This window comes from Planctomycetia bacterium (assembly GCA_021413845.1).
Taxonomy (GTDB): Bacteria; Planctomycetota; Planctomycetia; order Pirellulales; family PNKZ01; genus PNKZ01.
This window is the reverse complement of record JAIOPP010000090.1, coordinates 39,130-56,260: the sequence shown is the minus strand read 5'-3', so window position 1 is coordinate 56,260 and position 17,131 is coordinate 39,130. Positions and strand designations below refer to the sequence as shown.

Annotated in this window: 10 protein-coding genes; 2 read left to right on the top strand and 8 right to left on the bottom strand. The window is 62.6% G+C overall.

Annotated elements, in window-relative coordinates:
* Positions 1 to 88: 88 nt before the first annotated feature.
* From K8U03_16250 to leuB, 3 genes are all read right to left on the bottom strand, one after another.
* Positions 89 to 310 carry a hypothetical protein gene (locus K8U03_16250; protein ID MCE9606447.1) on the bottom strand — a complete coding sequence of 74 codons (222 nt, stop codon included), beginning with the start codon at positions 308 to 310 and terminating at the stop codon, positions 89 to 91.
* Between the two features lie 120 nt (positions 311 to 430).
* Positions 431 to 1,819 (bottom strand): hypothetical protein, encoded by a 1,389-nt coding sequence (locus K8U03_16245; protein MCE9606446.1) that lies wholly within the window; start codon positions 1,817 to 1,819, stop codon positions 431 to 433.
* A 138-nt stretch (positions 1,820 to 1,957) separates the two neighbouring features.
* On the bottom strand, positions 1,958 to 3,073 hold the full coding sequence (gene leuB / locus K8U03_16240) for a 3-isopropylmalate dehydrogenase (protein ID MCE9606445.1): 1,116 nt from the start codon (positions 3,071 to 3,073) through the stop codon (positions 1,958 to 1,960).
* Positions 3,074 to 3,204: 131 nt separating this feature from the next.
* On the opposite strand from leuB, the gene K8U03_16235 reads away from it, so the two are divergent.
* Positions 3,205 to 4,245 (top strand): C45 family peptidase, encoded by a 1,041-nt coding sequence (locus tag K8U03_16235; GenBank protein ID MCE9606444.1) that lies wholly within the window; start codon positions 3,205 to 3,207, stop codon positions 4,243 to 4,245.
* 37 nt (positions 4,246 to 4,282) lie between these two features.
* Here K8U03_16235 and K8U03_16230 read toward each other — a convergent pair whose 3' ends face one another.
* Entirely contained in the window at positions 4,283 to 7,924 is a 3,642-nt protein-coding gene (locus K8U03_16230) for a DNRLRE domain-containing protein (GenBank protein MCE9606443.1), read from the bottom strand.
* Between the two features lie 169 nt (positions 7,925 to 8,093).
* Between K8U03_16230 and K8U03_16225 the strand changes: the two genes are divergently transcribed.
* Positions 8,094 to 9,170, top strand: coding sequence for an amidohydrolase (locus tag K8U03_16225; GenBank protein ID MCE9606442.1), 1,077 nt, complete (start codon positions 8,094 to 8,096; stop codon positions 9,168 to 9,170).
* Between the two features lie 293 nt (positions 9,171 to 9,463).
* Here K8U03_16225 and K8U03_16220 read toward each other — a convergent pair whose 3' ends face one another.
* The 4 genes from K8U03_16220 to K8U03_16205 all read right to left on the bottom strand — a co-directional run bounded on the left by K8U03_16220 (position 9,464) and on the right by K8U03_16205 (position 17,103).
* On the bottom strand, positions 9,464 to 10,282 hold the full coding sequence (locus tag K8U03_16220) for a DUF3800 domain-containing protein (GenBank protein ID MCE9606441.1): 819 nt from the start codon (positions 10,280 to 10,282) through the stop codon (positions 9,464 to 9,466).
* Complete coding sequence (locus K8U03_16215; GenBank protein ID MCE9606440.1) at positions 10,240 to 12,165, bottom strand: adenylate/guanylate cyclase domain-containing protein; 1,926 nt, start codon at positions 12,163 to 12,165, stop codon at positions 10,240 to 10,242. Before K8U03_16215 ends, K8U03_16220 begins: the two co-directional genes overlap by 43 nt.
* A gap of 84 nt (positions 12,166 to 12,249) precedes the next feature.
* The gene (locus K8U03_16210) at positions 12,250 to 13,848 is read right to left on the bottom strand and encodes a hypothetical protein (protein MCE9606439.1); all 1,599 of its coding nucleotides are present in this window, start codon (positions 13,846 to 13,848) and stop codon (positions 12,250 to 12,252) included.
* 168 nt (positions 13,849 to 14,016) lie between these two features.
* On the bottom strand, positions 14,017 to 17,103 hold the full coding sequence (locus tag K8U03_16205; GenBank protein ID MCE9606438.1) for a serine/threonine-protein kinase: 3,087 nt from the start codon (positions 17,101 to 17,103) through the stop codon (positions 14,017 to 14,019).
* Positions 17,104 to 17,131 lie beyond the last annotated feature (28 nt).

Below are 17,131 nucleotides of genomic sequence, written 5' to 3'. Positions count from 1 at the left end.
TTCAGTGGCCGGTGGTCAGTGGTCAGCGAGGAAATAGACCTTGACACTCCGCAACTGATCACGGACCACTGAACACCGACCACTATCTCTAAGTCGTTTTTTCGTACACGACCACGAACAACACATCGGACGGCGCGAATTCGGTCGTCGAAAGGCCGGAACCTTTCGCGGTCGGCGGGATGCTTTGCGGTGCGATGTTGCCGAGCATTTGAATGACCCGCACGCGGCTTTGCGCGAGCCATTCGTTGACGTCTTTTTCGAGCACGTTCAACTCGGATTCCATTCCTTTGAACATCTTGATCTGGTGCATAGAGGCGATGCTCCTCGATGAGGCGATGGCGGGCGAAGGCTCGGGCGGCGCTGCCGATTGTACCGCAACTCCGGACGACTGCACTCTACTTGCGACCGACGCGAAGCGAACTGCGGAGCTCTATTTGCGCACGAATCGCGCATCTCCGGGCTCGAAATTCCTCGGTTGCGGCGTGTCGACCGTGATCTGCTTCCAGGTCGCGCCGGTTTCGCGTAGGCTCCGCCAGTCGGTCGGCACGTAGGCGATGGCAAGCTCCGGCGTTTCGAGCGCTCGGCCGGGCGTTTGCTTCGCGCGAATCGCGGCTGCGGTCATGCCGGTCGTCAGCAAGGTTCGCTCGGCCGGCCAAGGCTCGCGGCGGTCGATGTAAAACCGCTGCACGGCATGCGAGAGGGCTTTGAATAAACCCCGGTTGCCCCACGGGCCGTTGTACATCACGGTCGCGCGGGGCTTCGTCTCGCCGCGAAGTTTGCAGGCGAAGTTCCAACGGTTGGAGCTGGTGCCGACGGCCAGCACCGTCGCGCGCAGCCCATCGCGATAGGTGATCGCGATCGCATGCTTGATTTGCGCGACGTTATCTTGCGGAGGCTTTTCCTTCTCTTCGCGGATTTGCTGCGGCCGTTCACCGAGCGGCGGACGGGGTTGCCTGACGACCGGCGTCTCCGCTTCCGCCTCCATCGCGGCGGCGAACAAGGCCGGCGACCAGCGGCCGGCCGCGGCGGCGGAGCGGGCCGCCTCACCGTCGAAAAACTCGATGCTCGCCACTCCGGTTTCCGTGCGCCCCTGCGGGCCGAGCCGGCCTTCGACGAACGATTGCAAGATTTCGAGGCTATGAAAGTCGTAGCTCTCTAGGCCCCCGCCGTGAATGGAGAGGGCCTCTTCGAGCGGCGCATCGGCCGGCAACTCCAGCGCCGGCCGGCGTTCGGCCAACGGCACGCTGCTGCCGCCCATCAGCGGCATGCCGACGCTGCGGGCCTCGTCGACCATCTCCTTCGCCCAGTCCCAACGGTAGGAAAAGTGCTTGTCGTTAAACACCGGCACGAAGCGATTCGAGCGCCGCATGGTGCGCATGATTTGATCGAACCAGAGCTTGCGCGGATACTCTCGCACGCCGAACTCATTGATCAGATACTCCCCATGCTCGCCGATCATCAACACGCCGTCGACGGCCAACTCTTTCCCGCCGACGCAAAGCGCTTCGTCGATCGTACGGAAGATCGGGACCTGGAGCTGTTTCGAAACGCCGCGCGCCAGATCGTCTTTAGGAAACTGATCGACGTAGAACGACACGATCTCGACGCCGGGGTCGACGAGCGCGCCGTTGAACAGATACGGCGCGAAGAAGTTTTCGAGAATGTTATACGCGTGCGAACGAAACCGGAGCTCGCTGAACACGGCCGCGATCTTCGGCCGCGCACCGGCCGGTTCGGCGCCGACCAGAAAACGCTGCGGCGCAGCGAAGAGCGGCGCAAGGGCCGTCGCCCCGGTTCGTAGAAAGGTTCGTCGTCGCATCGGCGCGGCCTCCGCAGGGTTCGTTACCGAGGCCTATCATAAGCCCCGACGATCGTCGGGGCATCCGGCGACGGCCGAGAATTTTCCCGGCTTGCGATCGATTCGGCACTCCGCTCGACGCCGTAGCCGACAAGGCCGTTAGCCCGCCGCGGCCGCCGCGATGGCGTCTCCCATCTCCTTCGTACCGACCTTCTTCGCCGCGGGATCTTGCGCGGAGTAGATGTCGCCGGTTCGGAGTCCGGCGTCAATCGCCTTTCCGACCGCCGCCTGGATCGCGCGGGCCGCGTCCGTCAGGCCCAGGCTGTATTCCAGCAACATCGACGCCGACAGAATCTGCGCGATCGGGTTGGCGAGGTTCTTCCCGGCGATGTCGGGGGCGGTGCCGCCGGCCGGTTCGTAGACGCCGAACGTCAGTTCGCCACTGGTCGCCCCGAGGCTCGCGCTCGGCAGCATCCCGAGCGAGCCGGCCAGCGCAGCGGCTTCATCGCTTAGGATATCGCCGAACATATTCTCGCAGAGCATCACATCGAACTGCGTCGGCTTGAGCACCAACTGCATTGCGCCGTTGTCGACGAACATGTGCTCGAGCGTCACGTCGGGATACTCCTTGCCGACGCGCGTCACGACGTCGCGCCAGAGGATGCCGTTTTCGAGGACGTTGGCCTTGTCGATGCTCGTCAGCTTCTTGCGCCGCGCGCGGGCGGCCCGGAACCCGACATGCGCGATCCGCTCGATCTCACTAGTGGTGTAGATCATCGTATCGATCGCGCGGCTCTGACCGTTGCCCAAGTCTTCCGTCTTCTTCGGCTGGCCGAAATACATGCCGCCGGTGAGCTCGCGGACGACGAGGATATCGATCCCGTCCCCCTGGCGCTCGGGCCGAAGCGGGCAGGCATGCGCCAGCGCTTTCGAGAGGTTCACCGGACGGAGATTCGCGAACAGGCCGAACTCTTTGCGCAAGCGCAGTAGGGCTGCGCGCTCCGGCCGTTGCTCTTTGGGAATCGTCGGGTCGCGATCCGGCAGGCCGACCGAACCGAACAGGATCGCCGCACTCTTTTTGCAGAGCGCGAGCGTGGCGTCGGGCAAGGCCGCTCCGGCCGCATCGATGCCGGCCCAACCGACCGGAGCCTCGGTGATTTCGAGCGTGAACCCGAACCGCTTTTCGACGACGCGCAGCACCTTGATGGCTTCGCGCATGACTTCCGGGCCGACGCCGTCGCCGGCGAGTGCTGCTATCGAGATCGTCTTCGACATGAACTGATTCCGAGATAAAGGAGACACGGACGAAGGTCGAGGCTAGGATATCGCCTCGTAGGGCAAAATTACAGCCCCCGGGCCGTGGGCGAAACCGGGCCGCTGAAGTCGAGCAGACTGGGGAGTCGGGAATGTCGGATTGCTTTCCGCTGTATGAGTTCGCCGGGGAGCCGTACGAACTAGGGCGCGCTTACGGGGAAACGCTGACGAAGCTGATCCATCAGACCGTGGCCGATACGTTCGCGATGGCCGCCGCCGCGGGAGAAAATCGCGCAGCCGCGCTCGCGTGGTCGGCCGCGCAGTTGCCGAAGATCGCGCGGCTCGCTCCGCACTTGGTCGAGGAGCTGCGCGGCATCGCCGACGGAGCGCGGCTCGCGCTCGATGAAGTCGTCGCCATTCAGGTTCGGCCCGGCACCGGTCGAATGCGCGGCGGTTGCACGGCGATCGCCGCGGCCGGCGCAGCGACCATCGACGGCCGGCCGCTCGGCGCGCAGAACCGCGACTTGTTTCCCGGCACTCGCGCGAAGATGGTGCTGACTCTGCTCCGCCCGCAAGGTCGCAGGCCGCTGTTGATGCATTCCGTGCCGGGCGAGCTCGGCGGCACCGGCTTCAACGGCGACGGACTCGCACTCTTCGCCAACTCGCTCGGGGCGAAGAACGGCCGGAACTGGATGGGAACGCCCGTGCTGCGGCGCGTCTTACTCGAGACTGCCGATGCCGACGCCGCGGTCGCTGCGGCGCGGTCGCTGGAGGGTCCGGCAGTCGGAAGCTTTTTGCTTGTCGATGCGGCCGGCAAGATTCGCAACTTGGAGATCCTGCCCGAACGGGTCGCGGTGATCGCGCGCGATGCAGGGACGTACGCCCACACGAACCATTGCCACGATGCGACGCAGCAAGACTACGAACTCCAACCGCTGCAATATCCCGGCTCGATCGGTCGGTGCCGCACGATGGACCGTGCGCTGGCCGCGGTTGCCGGCCGGATCGACGTGGAGCAAATGAAGTTGCTCCTCTCGCAACACGAACCGGCCGAGGAAACCATCTGTCGTCATAGCGACATCCCGACGGAACACGAAACGGCCGCGACGTCGATCGTCGAACCGGCGACCCGCACGCTGCACATCAGCTACGGCCCGCCGTGCGAAGGACGCTTCACGACGTATTCGCTGTAAGGCGATGACGTGCCGTGCCGCTCGGATACTTCGCTACTCATTTGGTCACGAGAACGAGCCGCGGGCGATCGTTTACCGAAGCGTGCTCGGGGCTGCAGAAGCGCATGCTCTGGCCGGCTGCGTAGTGGCCGGTGTAGTCGACGCGCAACAAGAGGTTCACCGACGTTTGACGATTGCGCACTGCATCGCGCACCGCTTCCGTCACGTCCCACGTCCGCCGACGATTTTGAACGAGCAAGACGGGCTCGAGAAACGAACGGCAGGTTCCGCCCCGTTCCAATTCCAGTTTGCTCCACGGCAATCCGGCTCGAGCTTGCGCGGTCGTCGCGGTCGCGGGGTCCCAAGCGGTCGCGATGGTGTTGCAGCTCACGGCCATGGTCGTCATCGGAGAAGGAGTCGTCGTCGGTTCTTGCATAAGCTCGATCGTCGCGCGCTCCAAGTTCTTCAATTCCGGAAGCTCGGCGAAACGGAGCAAGATGACTTTCTCTTTCCCTTTGACGGTGTCGGAGTCTTGCGAACGGACTTCGACGATGCTTCGGGCGGCAACCGGCGCTGTGCCGGGAGCCGCAGCCGGTGTCGCGGGAGCAGCGCTACTGGTAAACAGATCGACCGCTTGCGCGCCCTGATACGCAGGCTCTTCGCGCTCGCCGGCCGGGCCGTTGCGCAACACGATCCGTCGCCCCGGCAACACGACTCCTTCGACGTCGTCGGAAAGGCCCGAGGGCTCTTGGTTCGTGCCGAAAGAGCGAACGGCGACGCGCACCGTTTCCCCCGGCGGAAGGCCCGTCAGCGTGACGACTTCCTTTTCGCCCGGGGCTGCGCCGTACGTGCCCGAGGTAGCGTTGAGTTGATTCCACGGTAGCTCGGTCACACCGAGCCGACTCCAACGGAGCTCGTAGCTGCCGGCTTTCGGCGGGCGACTCCATTTCGCGGTCAACGAGTTGGGACCCGCGCCGACGACCGCTAGATCCTTCACGCGTGCGGGAGCCGTCGCAGCGACTCCCTTGTAGTAAGTCATGTTGCCGAACCCGCTATCGATCAGGTCGGCGGTCCGATCGCCGTCGACATCGCCCCAATGAAAGAAGCGGTACTGACTGCTCGTGATCGTCTGACCGTTCAGCGAGAGCGTGTGGCGATCGTTGCGAAACTGCAGCTTCGTCGAATCGTCGGAGATGTTGCGATGCCAGTCGAGGCCGCCGTCGGGCCCTTCGAGAAGCAGCGCCGGTTTGCCGTCGCCGTAAATGTCGAACGGCGCGACGCTGCACTGCGCGCCGTACGTCAGAGCCCAATTCGCGGGCACTTGCAGCGGCGTTCCCTTTTCGTTCGTCGCAAAAATCGGTTCGCCGTATTTCGGCTCTTCGTTCGTCCCGACGTTCGGGTACAAGCGATACGTCTTATGCTGCGGGTAGATGCCGATGCTCGACGTCACGCCGAGAAACAGATCGGTTTTGCCGTCGCGATTCCAATCGACCATGACCGGATGGCTGTAGAGCATCTCCGTCTGAAGTCGATTCGTGACGAGCGTCCAATTCTTTTCGTCGGCGGAGACTTCGATCTTGTATTGGTACCAGCTCTCGTCGATCTCCATGCCGGCCCGATAGACTTTTCCTTGCCATGCGAAGGGAACGAGATTCGAGTACCAATAGCTATCTCGTTCGGAGAGGAGAAAGCGGATCTTTTCCAAACGGACGGGCGCTTTGAGCGTGATGACGGCCGGGCCGATGAAGTAGCCCCAACTCGTCGCCTTCAGTTCGGTGTCGGTGTTGGCGTTGCCCGGCGTGAACATGTTCATGGGGTTTTGAATCTGGTACCAGCGAACCGTCTCGTTGTTGAGCTTCTTGATTTCGACGGCATCGGCGGTCGCAATGTTTTTCCCGCCGGCTAGCGCCTCGAATTGCAGCACATGTAAGAAGCTGTCGCGCAGGTTGCCGAGGCCGTTCGCTTCGTTCGAGATGCGGATATAGCGAACCGGCTCGGCATGCTCCACCGGAATGTCTTGCCAACCTCGATGCCGATTGCGCACCTGCGGAATGTCGATCGGCGTCATCCGGCGAAAGGTGAGGCCGTCGGGAGCGAGATCGGAAAACGAATAGAGCCGGCCGCCGACGCTCAGCATGATGCGCTTCCGTCCGGTGCCGTCGTCGGGATAAACGCTCAGCGACGAACCGAACACTTCATAGTGCCGCTCCTCGTTCGCGACCGGCACCAGCGCGTCATCGCCGGCGTAGTTGAGATACCCGGCGAACTCATATTGCAAGTCGCCGGCGCGCTTCGCGACGTTGCGATACAACGCCGTGCGGCGCAGATCCCATTTGCAATGATGGTCCGTCGAGCCGTGCAAGATAAGATCGCGCGAGCCGGGCCCGAACCAATCGACGATCGTCGGCTGCACCATGAATTCGAACCGCAGGAAGTCTTTGCCGCGCAGCACAACCGGCTTCCCGAACGCCGCGGCCGACTTCGTGCTCTGGCTCCCGTTCGCATACCAACGAATCGAGCCCAACGGATCCATCACCAGCAAGTCGTTCACGCCGGTCTTGCGGAAGTCGGCGAGCTTCACCATCGTCCCAGCGCGAACCGGTTCGCCGCCGGCCATGACCGGTTGCGGTGCCGACAAGCGATCGGTTTCTTTTCCCGCGCGACGAAACCATTGCACATGCGGAGCGGTCGGCCAGTCGACCCGAAACGCATTGCACGAGTACGCCGTTTCGCTCGAAACGAGATCGAGCAGGCCGTCGCCGTCGATATCGGCCGTCGTGGGGTTCGGTGCCGCGATCGATTCGCCGGCCGGGGTTTTAATTTCGACTCCGGCGTCGAAGCGCGGCTTCTCCGGAGTTCCCAGGTTTTTATAGAAGTACAATCCGCGCTCGGGAGCCGACGCGAGCGGCCCGCTGAAGTCCTCTTGCTTCACGGCCGCGAGCGCCGCCGGAGTAGGGAGCGCCGTACGTGTGCGCCCCCAGGCCGACCACTTTTCCCGCCGGTAGCCCTGATCATGCGCGCCGAGATCGGTTACGCCGGGGGCTTCTTGCTTGAAGCGGCAGATCAGCAGATCCTCCAAGCCGTCGCCGTCCCAATCGGCGGCGGTCAGCGTGAGCACTTGCCGCGCGAAGATTCCCTTCTTCCAATACATGCTTTGCGGCCCGGTCGAGAAGCGAGCATTCTCTTGAACGAATCGGTCGGTCCCCGGGAAGAACTTGCTCCGTTCGTTCGGATCGTCTTGCCAGAGCTTCCAATGAAACGGACCTTGCTTCGTCCCCGTGTTCGGGCAGTAGCGCAATTGACCGTCGAAAAAGATGATGCCCGACAGGCCGTTGCGATGCAGATCGCAAAACGTGTAGGCTGCCACATGCTCGATCGTTTGCGGCTCGGTCTCGGTGCTGTTGAACGGCCAATACACGGCATGGCCGAACTTCGGCTCCGTCGGGGTTCCTTCGTTGTAGTTCACGCTCCCGCCGACGGTGCCCGTCGCGAACAAGAAGATGTCGGGCTTGCCGTCGTGATTCCAATCGACGACGTCGAAGCCGGCGTCGTAGAGGAATTGCGAGCCGGGCAAGCGCTCGCCGGCCGATTGAAAATCGACGTTCGGAAGCGTCGTCGCCGGAGCTTGCTGAGCGCTCGCCGCCTGGGCGACGACGAGCAGCGCGATTGCGAGGCCGAAGCGTAATCCGCTGAGTCGCATGGGAACTTCTCTGTTGAGTCGTGGGTGCTAAGCCGTCTAGCTCTAGTTGTCGATCGCGAGCGTCCGGTTACGGCAACCGGCGATGCTTTGCGGGCGCGTGGAATTGTGCCATATTCTTGGGGAGCTGTCGCTTGTCGATATGCGTTCGCTTATTCGGATCCGAGCCCTTATGAAAAGCTTTTCGTTCGTCGTGCCGCTGCTGCTGATGTTCGCCGGCACCGCTCAGGCCGCCGAGGACTCGGCACCGGCTTACACCGAGCTGCTCAAGATCGACGTCCACTCGCATGTCTTCGACGACGTTCCCGCGCTCAGCGATTTGCTGCATCGCATTCGTCTCCGCACCGTCAACGTCTGCGTAAAGGGTACTCAGGATTACCGCCGGATGCATCGGATTGCGCTCGATCTTTATCGAAAATATCCGGATCTCTATCCGTTCACTTCCACGTTCGATCTGCTGGGGCGCGACCAACCGGACTATGCCGCGAAAGTGGTCGCCGAGCTCGACGAAACGTTTCGCAACGGTGCCGTGGGAGTGAAGATTTGGAAGGAAGTCGGCATGTCGATCAAGCGGCCCGACGGCAGCTTCATCCTGCCGGACGATCCCATGTTCGATCCGATCTATGCGCATCTCGCGCGCGTCGGCAAGCCGCTGCATGCCCATCTCGCCGAACCGATCGACGCCTGGCGCAAGCTCGATCCCGACAGCGTACATTACGGCTACTACGCCAAACATCCGGAGTGGCATCTCTACGGCCAGCCCGACTACCCGACGCATGCCGAACTCATCGCCGCGCGCGATCGGATCATGGAGAAGCATCCGCGGCTGATCGTCGTCGGCGCGCATCTCGGCAGCCTCGAGCACGACCTCGACGCGCTCGCGCAGACCTTCGAGCGGTTCCCGAACTTCCACATCGACACCGCGGCCCGCAAGCCCGACCTGATGCGCCACCCGAGCGACAAGGTGCGCGGCTTGTTTCTCAAATACGCCGATCGGATCCTCTACGGCTTCGACGCGACCTGGCTGCCGAAGGAGACCTCGACCCCGGCCGATGCCCTGGCCCACGTCGAAAAGCTTCGCCTGGGCTACGAGGCCGACTACGAGTATTTCGCCGGTCGAGGCATTCTTACGCATCGCGGTCGCCAAGCCGAAGCGCTCAGTTTGCCGCGCTCGGTGCTCGAGAAGTTCTATCACGGCAACGCCGAGCGCGTGTTCAAACTCGAGCAAGCCTGGAACCGCAAGCCGTGAGCCGCACGGCGCTTGCCGGCAGCCGGAGTAGGCAGAACGAAGCACGAAGCAGAGGCATCAAAAGTAGGGACAGGCTCGATTTCCGTATGCACAAGCTGTCGTGCTAATTGAAAATCGATCCACGAGATGCAAGTGTAACGGTAGCGCAAACTTAGGGCGGCAAATGATCTGCGCTTGATTTTTATGTAAAATAAGGCGATAGTTGTTATTAAGACGCCGCTAAATCCGAACACCCTGGATTATTTCAGGGGACCGTTCTGCGGGCCGCAAGGCTAGGATTTAGGGGCGTTTTTTTATTGCTGAAGTCGGAACTTCCAGATTCCGAATCTCCCCATGCAGCATGAGATGGGAGCAGCGAGGGTCGGCGTCTTAAGTGACGCGGCGATATGTGCCGCAAGGGTCGTTTTGGCGGGATCGGTTCCAGGCAGTTCATGTCGGCCGTTCCAATGAAAGCCGCAAGCCCCCATCAGCACATCGTTCATCTGCATCAACTCGCTTGCCTTGGAGTTGATCGGGGTCACCTGTTTGACCGGATTTTCAAACAGACCTTCTCGGCATAGATTGTGGTTCAATGCTCGCTGAAGCCCATTGAATTCGTATCGCGTGTTCCTCTCGTCAACAAAAATGAAAACCTTATCGCCGAGTTTGAGCCGTTTGCAGAATCCGTGATATAGAAGCTGATACAGAAATTTGTAGAAGCCAAGCTCTTCGTCGCCGTCGTGATGCTTGCGATAGTCGATGAACCTCTTCTCAAGAACGATCGCAAAAAACTTGAGGCCGCCGCGTTTGATCTTCTCCAGTGCGAAAGTCGCGTAGTCGGTATACTCGACGATCTTATTTCTTGAAACCTTCGTCCACTTCATTTCACTATGCATGTTCCGTTCATCGCGCCATGCCATGATCTCCTTTCGATATTGTGCGGCATCGGACGCGGCCGCAATCAGGCCGGCCATCACCATATAGGCGTGGCCTTTGTCTGAGTAGCTTTCGTCGCAGTAGATGTGAAGCGTCTGTCCCTGCACGACGACGTCCTTGCAATGCTGATTTGTTGTTGCGGGAATCGTGTCCGCTAACCGGCCGGCGTCGCTTCGACGCGGCCGACGACGTCCCATACCGCTTGCTCCCCCAGCCCTTTGGCTTCGATCTTGCGCGGGCTTCCCGGCGCGAAGCGAAACTGCTTCGAGACCAGTTGGAACGTGTTTTGGCTGATGCACGGCATGCCGACTTCGGCCTTGGCTTCGATGCGCGCGCCGAGGTTCATCATCGTCCCGACGCCCGAATAGTCCATCTTGTCGTAGCTCCCGACGTTGCCGAGCAAGACCTCGCCGGAGCTGATGCCGATGCGGCAAGAAAACTGCGGGATATGCAGCACCCGTCGCGGCTCGTTGAACTCTTCCATCACCGCGAGCAGCTCCAAGCCGGCGTCGACCGCGCGCCGCGCGTGGTCGGGCCCGCGCACGAGCGCCAAGAAGCCATCGCCGCGCGAGCCGACCGATTGCGCACGATAGCGGCGCAGCACTTGCGCCGTGTCGTGCATCATTTGGTTGATCGTCATCATCACTTCTTCGGGATCGCGTCCGTGGGCGAAATCGGTCGAGCCTTGTAGATCGAAGTAGAGCACGGTCGCCGTCTCGCGCGCACCTTCGATCAGCGCCGTCGCGCCGTCGACGATCTCTCGGCCGCGCACGCGTTGATAGAGATGGGCCCAATAGGCGGCGGGCAGCGATTGCCGCAGCTCTTGTTCGACTTCTTTGATCAACGACGTGCGCCGGCTCAACTCCGCCGCGCTCAGCGCCTCCTTGAGCATCCGCTCGACGAGCGTGTCCGGTTCGTGCGAACGGAGCGCTACGCGGGCCAAATCGAGCCGGATACGGGCCGTTTCCGTCCGCTCCTTGATGCGCGCGTAATAGCTCATCGCGAGCTGCAGGCGATCGCGCGCTTCGTTCCACAAACCTTTCGCGGCGCAGATCAAGCCGTCGACGCGCTCGACCACGATCAGCCCTTCCTCGAACTGCTTCTCTTGGAAAATCGCGCGGGCCCGAGCCGATTCGCTTTCCGCCGTCGGCAGGTCTCCCTGCAACAAATGCAACAACGCCAGATCCTTATGCGCGAAGCCTGCGCAAATGTCGAACTTCGCGCGGCGACTCCGCTCGACGGCCGCCGTCAGCCAATCGGCGGCGCGGCGCGCATAATCGCGCGCTCGTTCGTTCGAGCCTTGCAAGCTTCCTTCGTAAGCGGCGAGCACACCGACTTGGCCGAGCGCTCCGAGCATGCGCGCCTCGCCGAACGCATCCCCCAATTCTTCGGCGAGGCGCAAGTCTTCGCGGAAATGATATTCGGCCCGCGTGAGGTAGCCCCAATCTTGATAGAGCCGCCCGAGCTGGCCGTGGGTCAGCGCGAGGCCGCGCAAATCGTGAACCCGTTCCTTGCACTTCAGCGAGAGCTCGAGCAGCAGCTTCGCGATCAGAAAATGATCTTTGCTCATGTACAACGTGCCGAGCGTGTCGAGCACACGGCCGTAGGCGTAGTGCGTCGGCCCTAGAGCCTTGATCGCTTGATACAGAAAGCGTTTCGCTCCGTCCCGGTCTCCTTCATGCAGCGCCTTCGAGCCGCGCACATGCGCGATGAGGCCGGCCGTATCGCCGCACGTATCGCTCGCCGTATCTTCGGCAGCGGCGCTCGAGCTTTCGGCTTGCATGAGCATCCGTTCGGCGGCGGCGAAGTCTTTAATGCGCACGGCCAAGAGCGCTGCGCCGACGTGAGCCCAACCGGCGAGCCGTGGATCTTGATGCACGTGTCGAAATCGCGCGGTCGCTTCTTCGACCTGCGTATTCTCGACCGCGATCCAGCCGGCGACCAAGTGCCCGAGCAGAATCGAGCTTGGATCCGCCGCGCTTAATTGCGCACGATGCCGCGCCTGGGCCGCTTCCCAACCCCACAGCGCTGCCGACTCCAGCAGCGCGTCGGTCGCATCCGGCCGTTCGACGTTCGACATGACGTCTCCGGAGAAAAGTATTCTTTGCGATCGGCAACCGCCACGGGCCGCAAGCCGCGAGGCAGGCGTCTCGCCGGCGGCGCTTTAGAAACGCCGGTCGATGATCAGAGAATACTCGAAATCGAAGCTGCGGTTCAAGCCTCCGCGCACGGGAACCGTGAACGCGTTGGTAAAGGTCGTCGCGCCGACCATGACCGGCACCCCCGCCACGAGATTCACGACATCGATCCGATTCGCGATGTTGCCTACCGTCGTCTGCGTGAAAACGGCCGGTAAATTCGTAGCGACGGTAAACGGCCCGGTCGTTTGGGCATCGTTCAGCGAGGTCGTGTAGTGCGCCTCGAACATCGTGGCGATCGAATGGAAATACCGCGAGCGTTCGCGATAGCGCCACCAATGGCCGACGCCGACGTTGGCCCGCATCAAGATCTGCTGTTCGAGCCGACCTTGAAAATTCTGCCGCGCGGCCGGCAACGTGTTGACGATCAAGGTCTCATCCAGCGACACGCCGGAACGGTTCAGCGGCAGGTCCCATTGCAGAAAGCCCTGCACGAACGATCGCTCGCTCGGACGAAAAGCGCCGCCGAAATAGGGCGACAAGTTGACCGTTTGGTTTCTCACGACCGTCGTCGAATCTAAATTGACCGCCGCGGTGCCGAGGAAAGCGGGCGGATTGCGTCGGGAATCGAAAACGCGATATGCCGGGTCGTCCACGCGCGTGCGTACCGTGACGTCCGGTGCCGTCGGGATGTTCAAGCCGACGCCGCCCGAGAGATAGAAGCCGTCGCTATCGATCAGCGCCTGCTTGAAGATCAAGTTGATGTTGCCGAGCTCGAAGTTCGTCGCGCCGTAAGGGGTCGAAGTCGTCGGTCCTGCGAATTGGCTGAAGAGCAGGTTCGAATCGAGTTGCGCATTGAACGGCAAGCGGAACTCGAGCGAGCTCATGTCGGTCAGTTGTCGTTCGATGCCGAACATGATCCGATCGATGTTCTGGCTCGCCGCGCCGCCGGTCGGCAGCCCGTTGAGATAGTCGACGCTCGACGCACTCTCGAAGTGCCGGTAGGTGAAATAGCAACGATCGCCGATGACCGGGCTATTATTCTCCGCGACGTTCAAGCGGCTGTTGCCCAAGTTCGGGTGCGAAACCGATTGAGGAACGAGGCCCGTCGTTTGGATCTGCGCGCCCCCGCCGCCGGTTTGATCGCCGATCATGTTGGGAACGCGCGCCAAACTAAAGCTGCGCGAGTTATTCGCCCCGGCCCGCGGCACGAGGTTCGGCTGGTTCGCCTGCGCGACGGCGTTGTTCGGCGGCGCTGAGTTTGCAGGCGCAGTGTTCGTCGGTGCCGTATTCGCCGGTGCCGTGTTCGCAGGCGCTGAGTTAGTTGTAGTTGGCGGCACGGTCGGCGGAGCGCTCGATGCCGGATTCACAGTCGCAGGGTTCGCCGGCGCGGCGACAGGCGCCGGCGGAGCGACGACCGGCGGCAGCGGTTGCACTTGCGCGAGCTCCGTGCCCGGCACGATTCGCAACTCGGAATCGCGCTCACGCCGTTGGGCCGCGACCTCGCCGACGTTCGCCACGATCACGGCCGCGCACATCACGGGCGCAATGAAGCTCCGCGCACCGCGCAGGGCGGCTCCGTAGAGCGACGACGATCGTAAGCGAATCTGCATAAATACCGCCATGAACAAGGCTTTCGGCGGCGAGGCCCGAGAGAACCTTGCCTGCCTGAAAGATTTTCTGCCGGAAAGTTCGACGGGATCGGATTTAACCAAGCCGATCATCCAACTTATCGGCGCAATGCCCCCCAAGAATGATGCCGAACCTCGGAAAGCGCACTTGGCGCGATCGGGCTACTTCGGCGTGCCGGCACTGCCGGCTTTCAATTCCGCCAGCGCCGTGCGGGTCTTCGCCAGTTCATCGCTGAATTCCACGTTGTCGGGATGCGACTGCGTGAGCCGCGTCAGATGTTGCAACGAAAGTTCTAAGCCGGCTTTCGCCTGCTCGACTTCGCCGGCTTGTCGCTGCGACGCCGCGAGGGCTCGCAACGCCGCGGCCAAATCGCGCCGGAAACGGGAATCGTCGGGATGCGATGCCACGAGCCGATCGAGGATCACGCGCGCTTGCTCGAGCGCGGCGGCCGAAGTCGCCGGGTCGACGCTCGAGCCGTTCATGAGCACCCCGGCCAACTCCGCGCGGTACTCCGAAACGTCCGGGCTCAAGTCGACTAGGCGCGTAAGAATATCGCGGGCCTCGGAATAATGCACGCGGGCCTGATCGGGCTGCGATTGAAACTGCTTCAGGTCCCCCAGTAGACGATGGCAGATCGCGCTCAAGCGGCGCAGCGACAGGTCGCGCGGTTCGCGCGCGGCGCAAGTCTTCAAGAGCTTGAGCGCTTCGCCGAAGTTTCGTTCGGCATCGGCCGTCCGATCTTGTCCGACGTCGAGCAGGGCTTGGTTGTAGTAGCCCATCGCCATGTCGCGTTCGATCTTTTCGGCCGCCTTGCCGTCGGCCGGTTGCGAGCGGCGAATGTTTTGCGCCGTGTCGAAGGCTGCGCCGGCCTCGGCATAGCGACCGCGCTTCTGCTCGATCATGCCGACGTTCATGTGCGTGTTGGCGAGCGTCCGTCGATATTCGTGGTTCGTCGGCTCGGCATCGGCCAAGCGCTTGCGCACTCCGATCGCTTCCTGATACGCCGCCGAGGCCTCGTCGAACTTGCCGAGGGTCTGCTGCGCGCGGCCGATCGCGTTGCTCGTATCGCCGAGCGCTTGCAAGCGCTGCAAGTCGTTCGGCGTCGCGCTCAGCAGATTCGCCTGCCGGCGCTTCGCTTCGAGCAAGCTCGGCAGCGCGTTGGCGGGGGTTTCGAGCTCTTCGAGAATTCGCCCTTCGCGGAAGTAAGTGACCGCCAATTCATCTTCAAGCGCTTCATCGTCGGCGCGCTGCTGCAAGAACTTTCGGTAGTAGCTCTGCGTCTTACGCAGCAGATCTTTGCGCAGCTCCTGCATACCGGGCTCGTTCAACAACGTCTCTTCGCTGACGCGCGTGAAGAGCTCGTCGACCGCGCCGCGAGCATTCCGAAAACTTTCTTCGGCCTTGGCTCGTTCGATGCTCAAATCGCGCACATACATCCCGGTGCCGGCGACGAGCAGCAAGAGCGCGCCGGCGACGACGTTCGCCACGGCCCGATTGCGCCGATAAGCCAGTTGCATGCGCCGCAGGAACGACGGCCTTCGATATTCGATCGGCTCGTCGTGCAGGTAGCGCGTGAGGTCTCGTTCGAGATCGGCCATCGAGCGGTAACGATCGGCGATTTCGTGCTCCAAGCCGCCGAGTAAGATCGCTTCGAGCTCCCACGGCAAGCCGCGCACATGCGCCCGCGGCAGCTGCGGTGGACGTCCCTGTAATTTGCTGGTGCGGATCGTCTCGGGGCTTTCCGAGTCGTGATCGTAGAGCCGGCGCTTCGTGAAGAGTTCGTAGAACGTCGCGCACAACGAATAGATATCCGTCGCCGGACCGACCTCCCCTTCGGCATCCGACGCGCGAATCTGCTCGGGCGACATATAAGCCGGCGTGCCGAGCCCTTGGCCGGTCGCCGTCATCAAAGCGCCGGCTTCCGACTGCGACCGGGCGATGCCGAAGTCCATCAGTTTGATCTGGCCTTCGTCGGTCACCATCAGGTTGCTCGGCTTCACGTCGCGATGCACGATGCCCGTCAGATGCGCGGCCCCCAGCGCCGAGGCCGCTTGGCGAAACCATTCGGCGACGGTTCGTTCCGAGGGTTGATCGCCGCCGGAAGCGCGGATGAAGTCGTCGACCGTTTTTCCGGCAATCCACTCCATCGCGATATACGACTTCACCGGCGCAGTCTTCGAGAACTTCTGGAACCACGGTTCGTCGGAAAGGCTGAACGCCCGCGGTGCCGACCACGACTCCTCGCCCGACCCATAGACCACGACGACGTGCGGATGCTTGAGTTGCGATAAGACGCGCGCTTCGTGCTGGAAGCGGAGCTTCGCTTCCTCGGGCATCCCGTCGTGCAGAATCTTCACCGCGACCTTGCGCCCCGTACTGAGTTGCCGGCCGACGTGAACCGTGGCGAAACCTCCCGCGCCCGCCGGACGACCGACGAGGAAATCGCCCATCAATACGCCGCGCACATCCTCGGGAGCCGATTGCGAGATCAAGCGGCGGAAGTCGGTCTCTTGCGTTTCCGTTTTGCCGAGCAGGCCCGCAAAGGCTTGCATCACGGCCGAGGTGCGCTCCGCCGAGAAGAGCGATTCGCCGGTCGGCGAAACATAGATCACGGACGAGTCGCGCTCGATACCGTTGAACGCCCACGGCTTGTCGTTTTGGAGCAAGAACCACGGCTCGGGATATCCCGCCTCGGCGATCAGCTTCGTCCCCAGCTCATGCGCGGCGTGGTAGTCGACGATCGGCCGCATCGCCGCCGCCGCCGCGTTCCACCACGACGGCTCGGTCGGCATGTCGTGGACCACGCGATTGCGCAGCGCGATCGGCAGCGTCAGCAAGAACGCCACGCGCGGACGCGCAGGGACTGTGGTGCGCGTGAGGCGAGCCAAGGCTTCGAGCGCGGCGACCGTATCGTCGGCGAGCCGCTCGTCGAACAGATCGAGCACGCCGCGCAAAGTCGCCGCCGCTTCGAGCTTCGTCCGCTGCGCCTGCTCGCCGCCGCGCAGAATATTCTTGCGGGCCTCGCGCAAGGCCGCGACGAGGCCGTTCCAACTCCCCCACGACGGACGCTGCAAGGCGGCGACCGCGGGGAACAGTTCGTCAGCCGCGAGCTCATGCCGCTGCCAGTCGGCCAGCGCCGCCAAGGCGAACTGTCGAAAGTCGGCCTCGAGCAGCTGAAACGATTGCCGCACGAACGGCTCTGCTTCCGAGCCCCCTGCCGCGAGCGAAGCGTAACGACCGGGATTCATAATGGCCTCGAGATGGCGGACCTGCGGC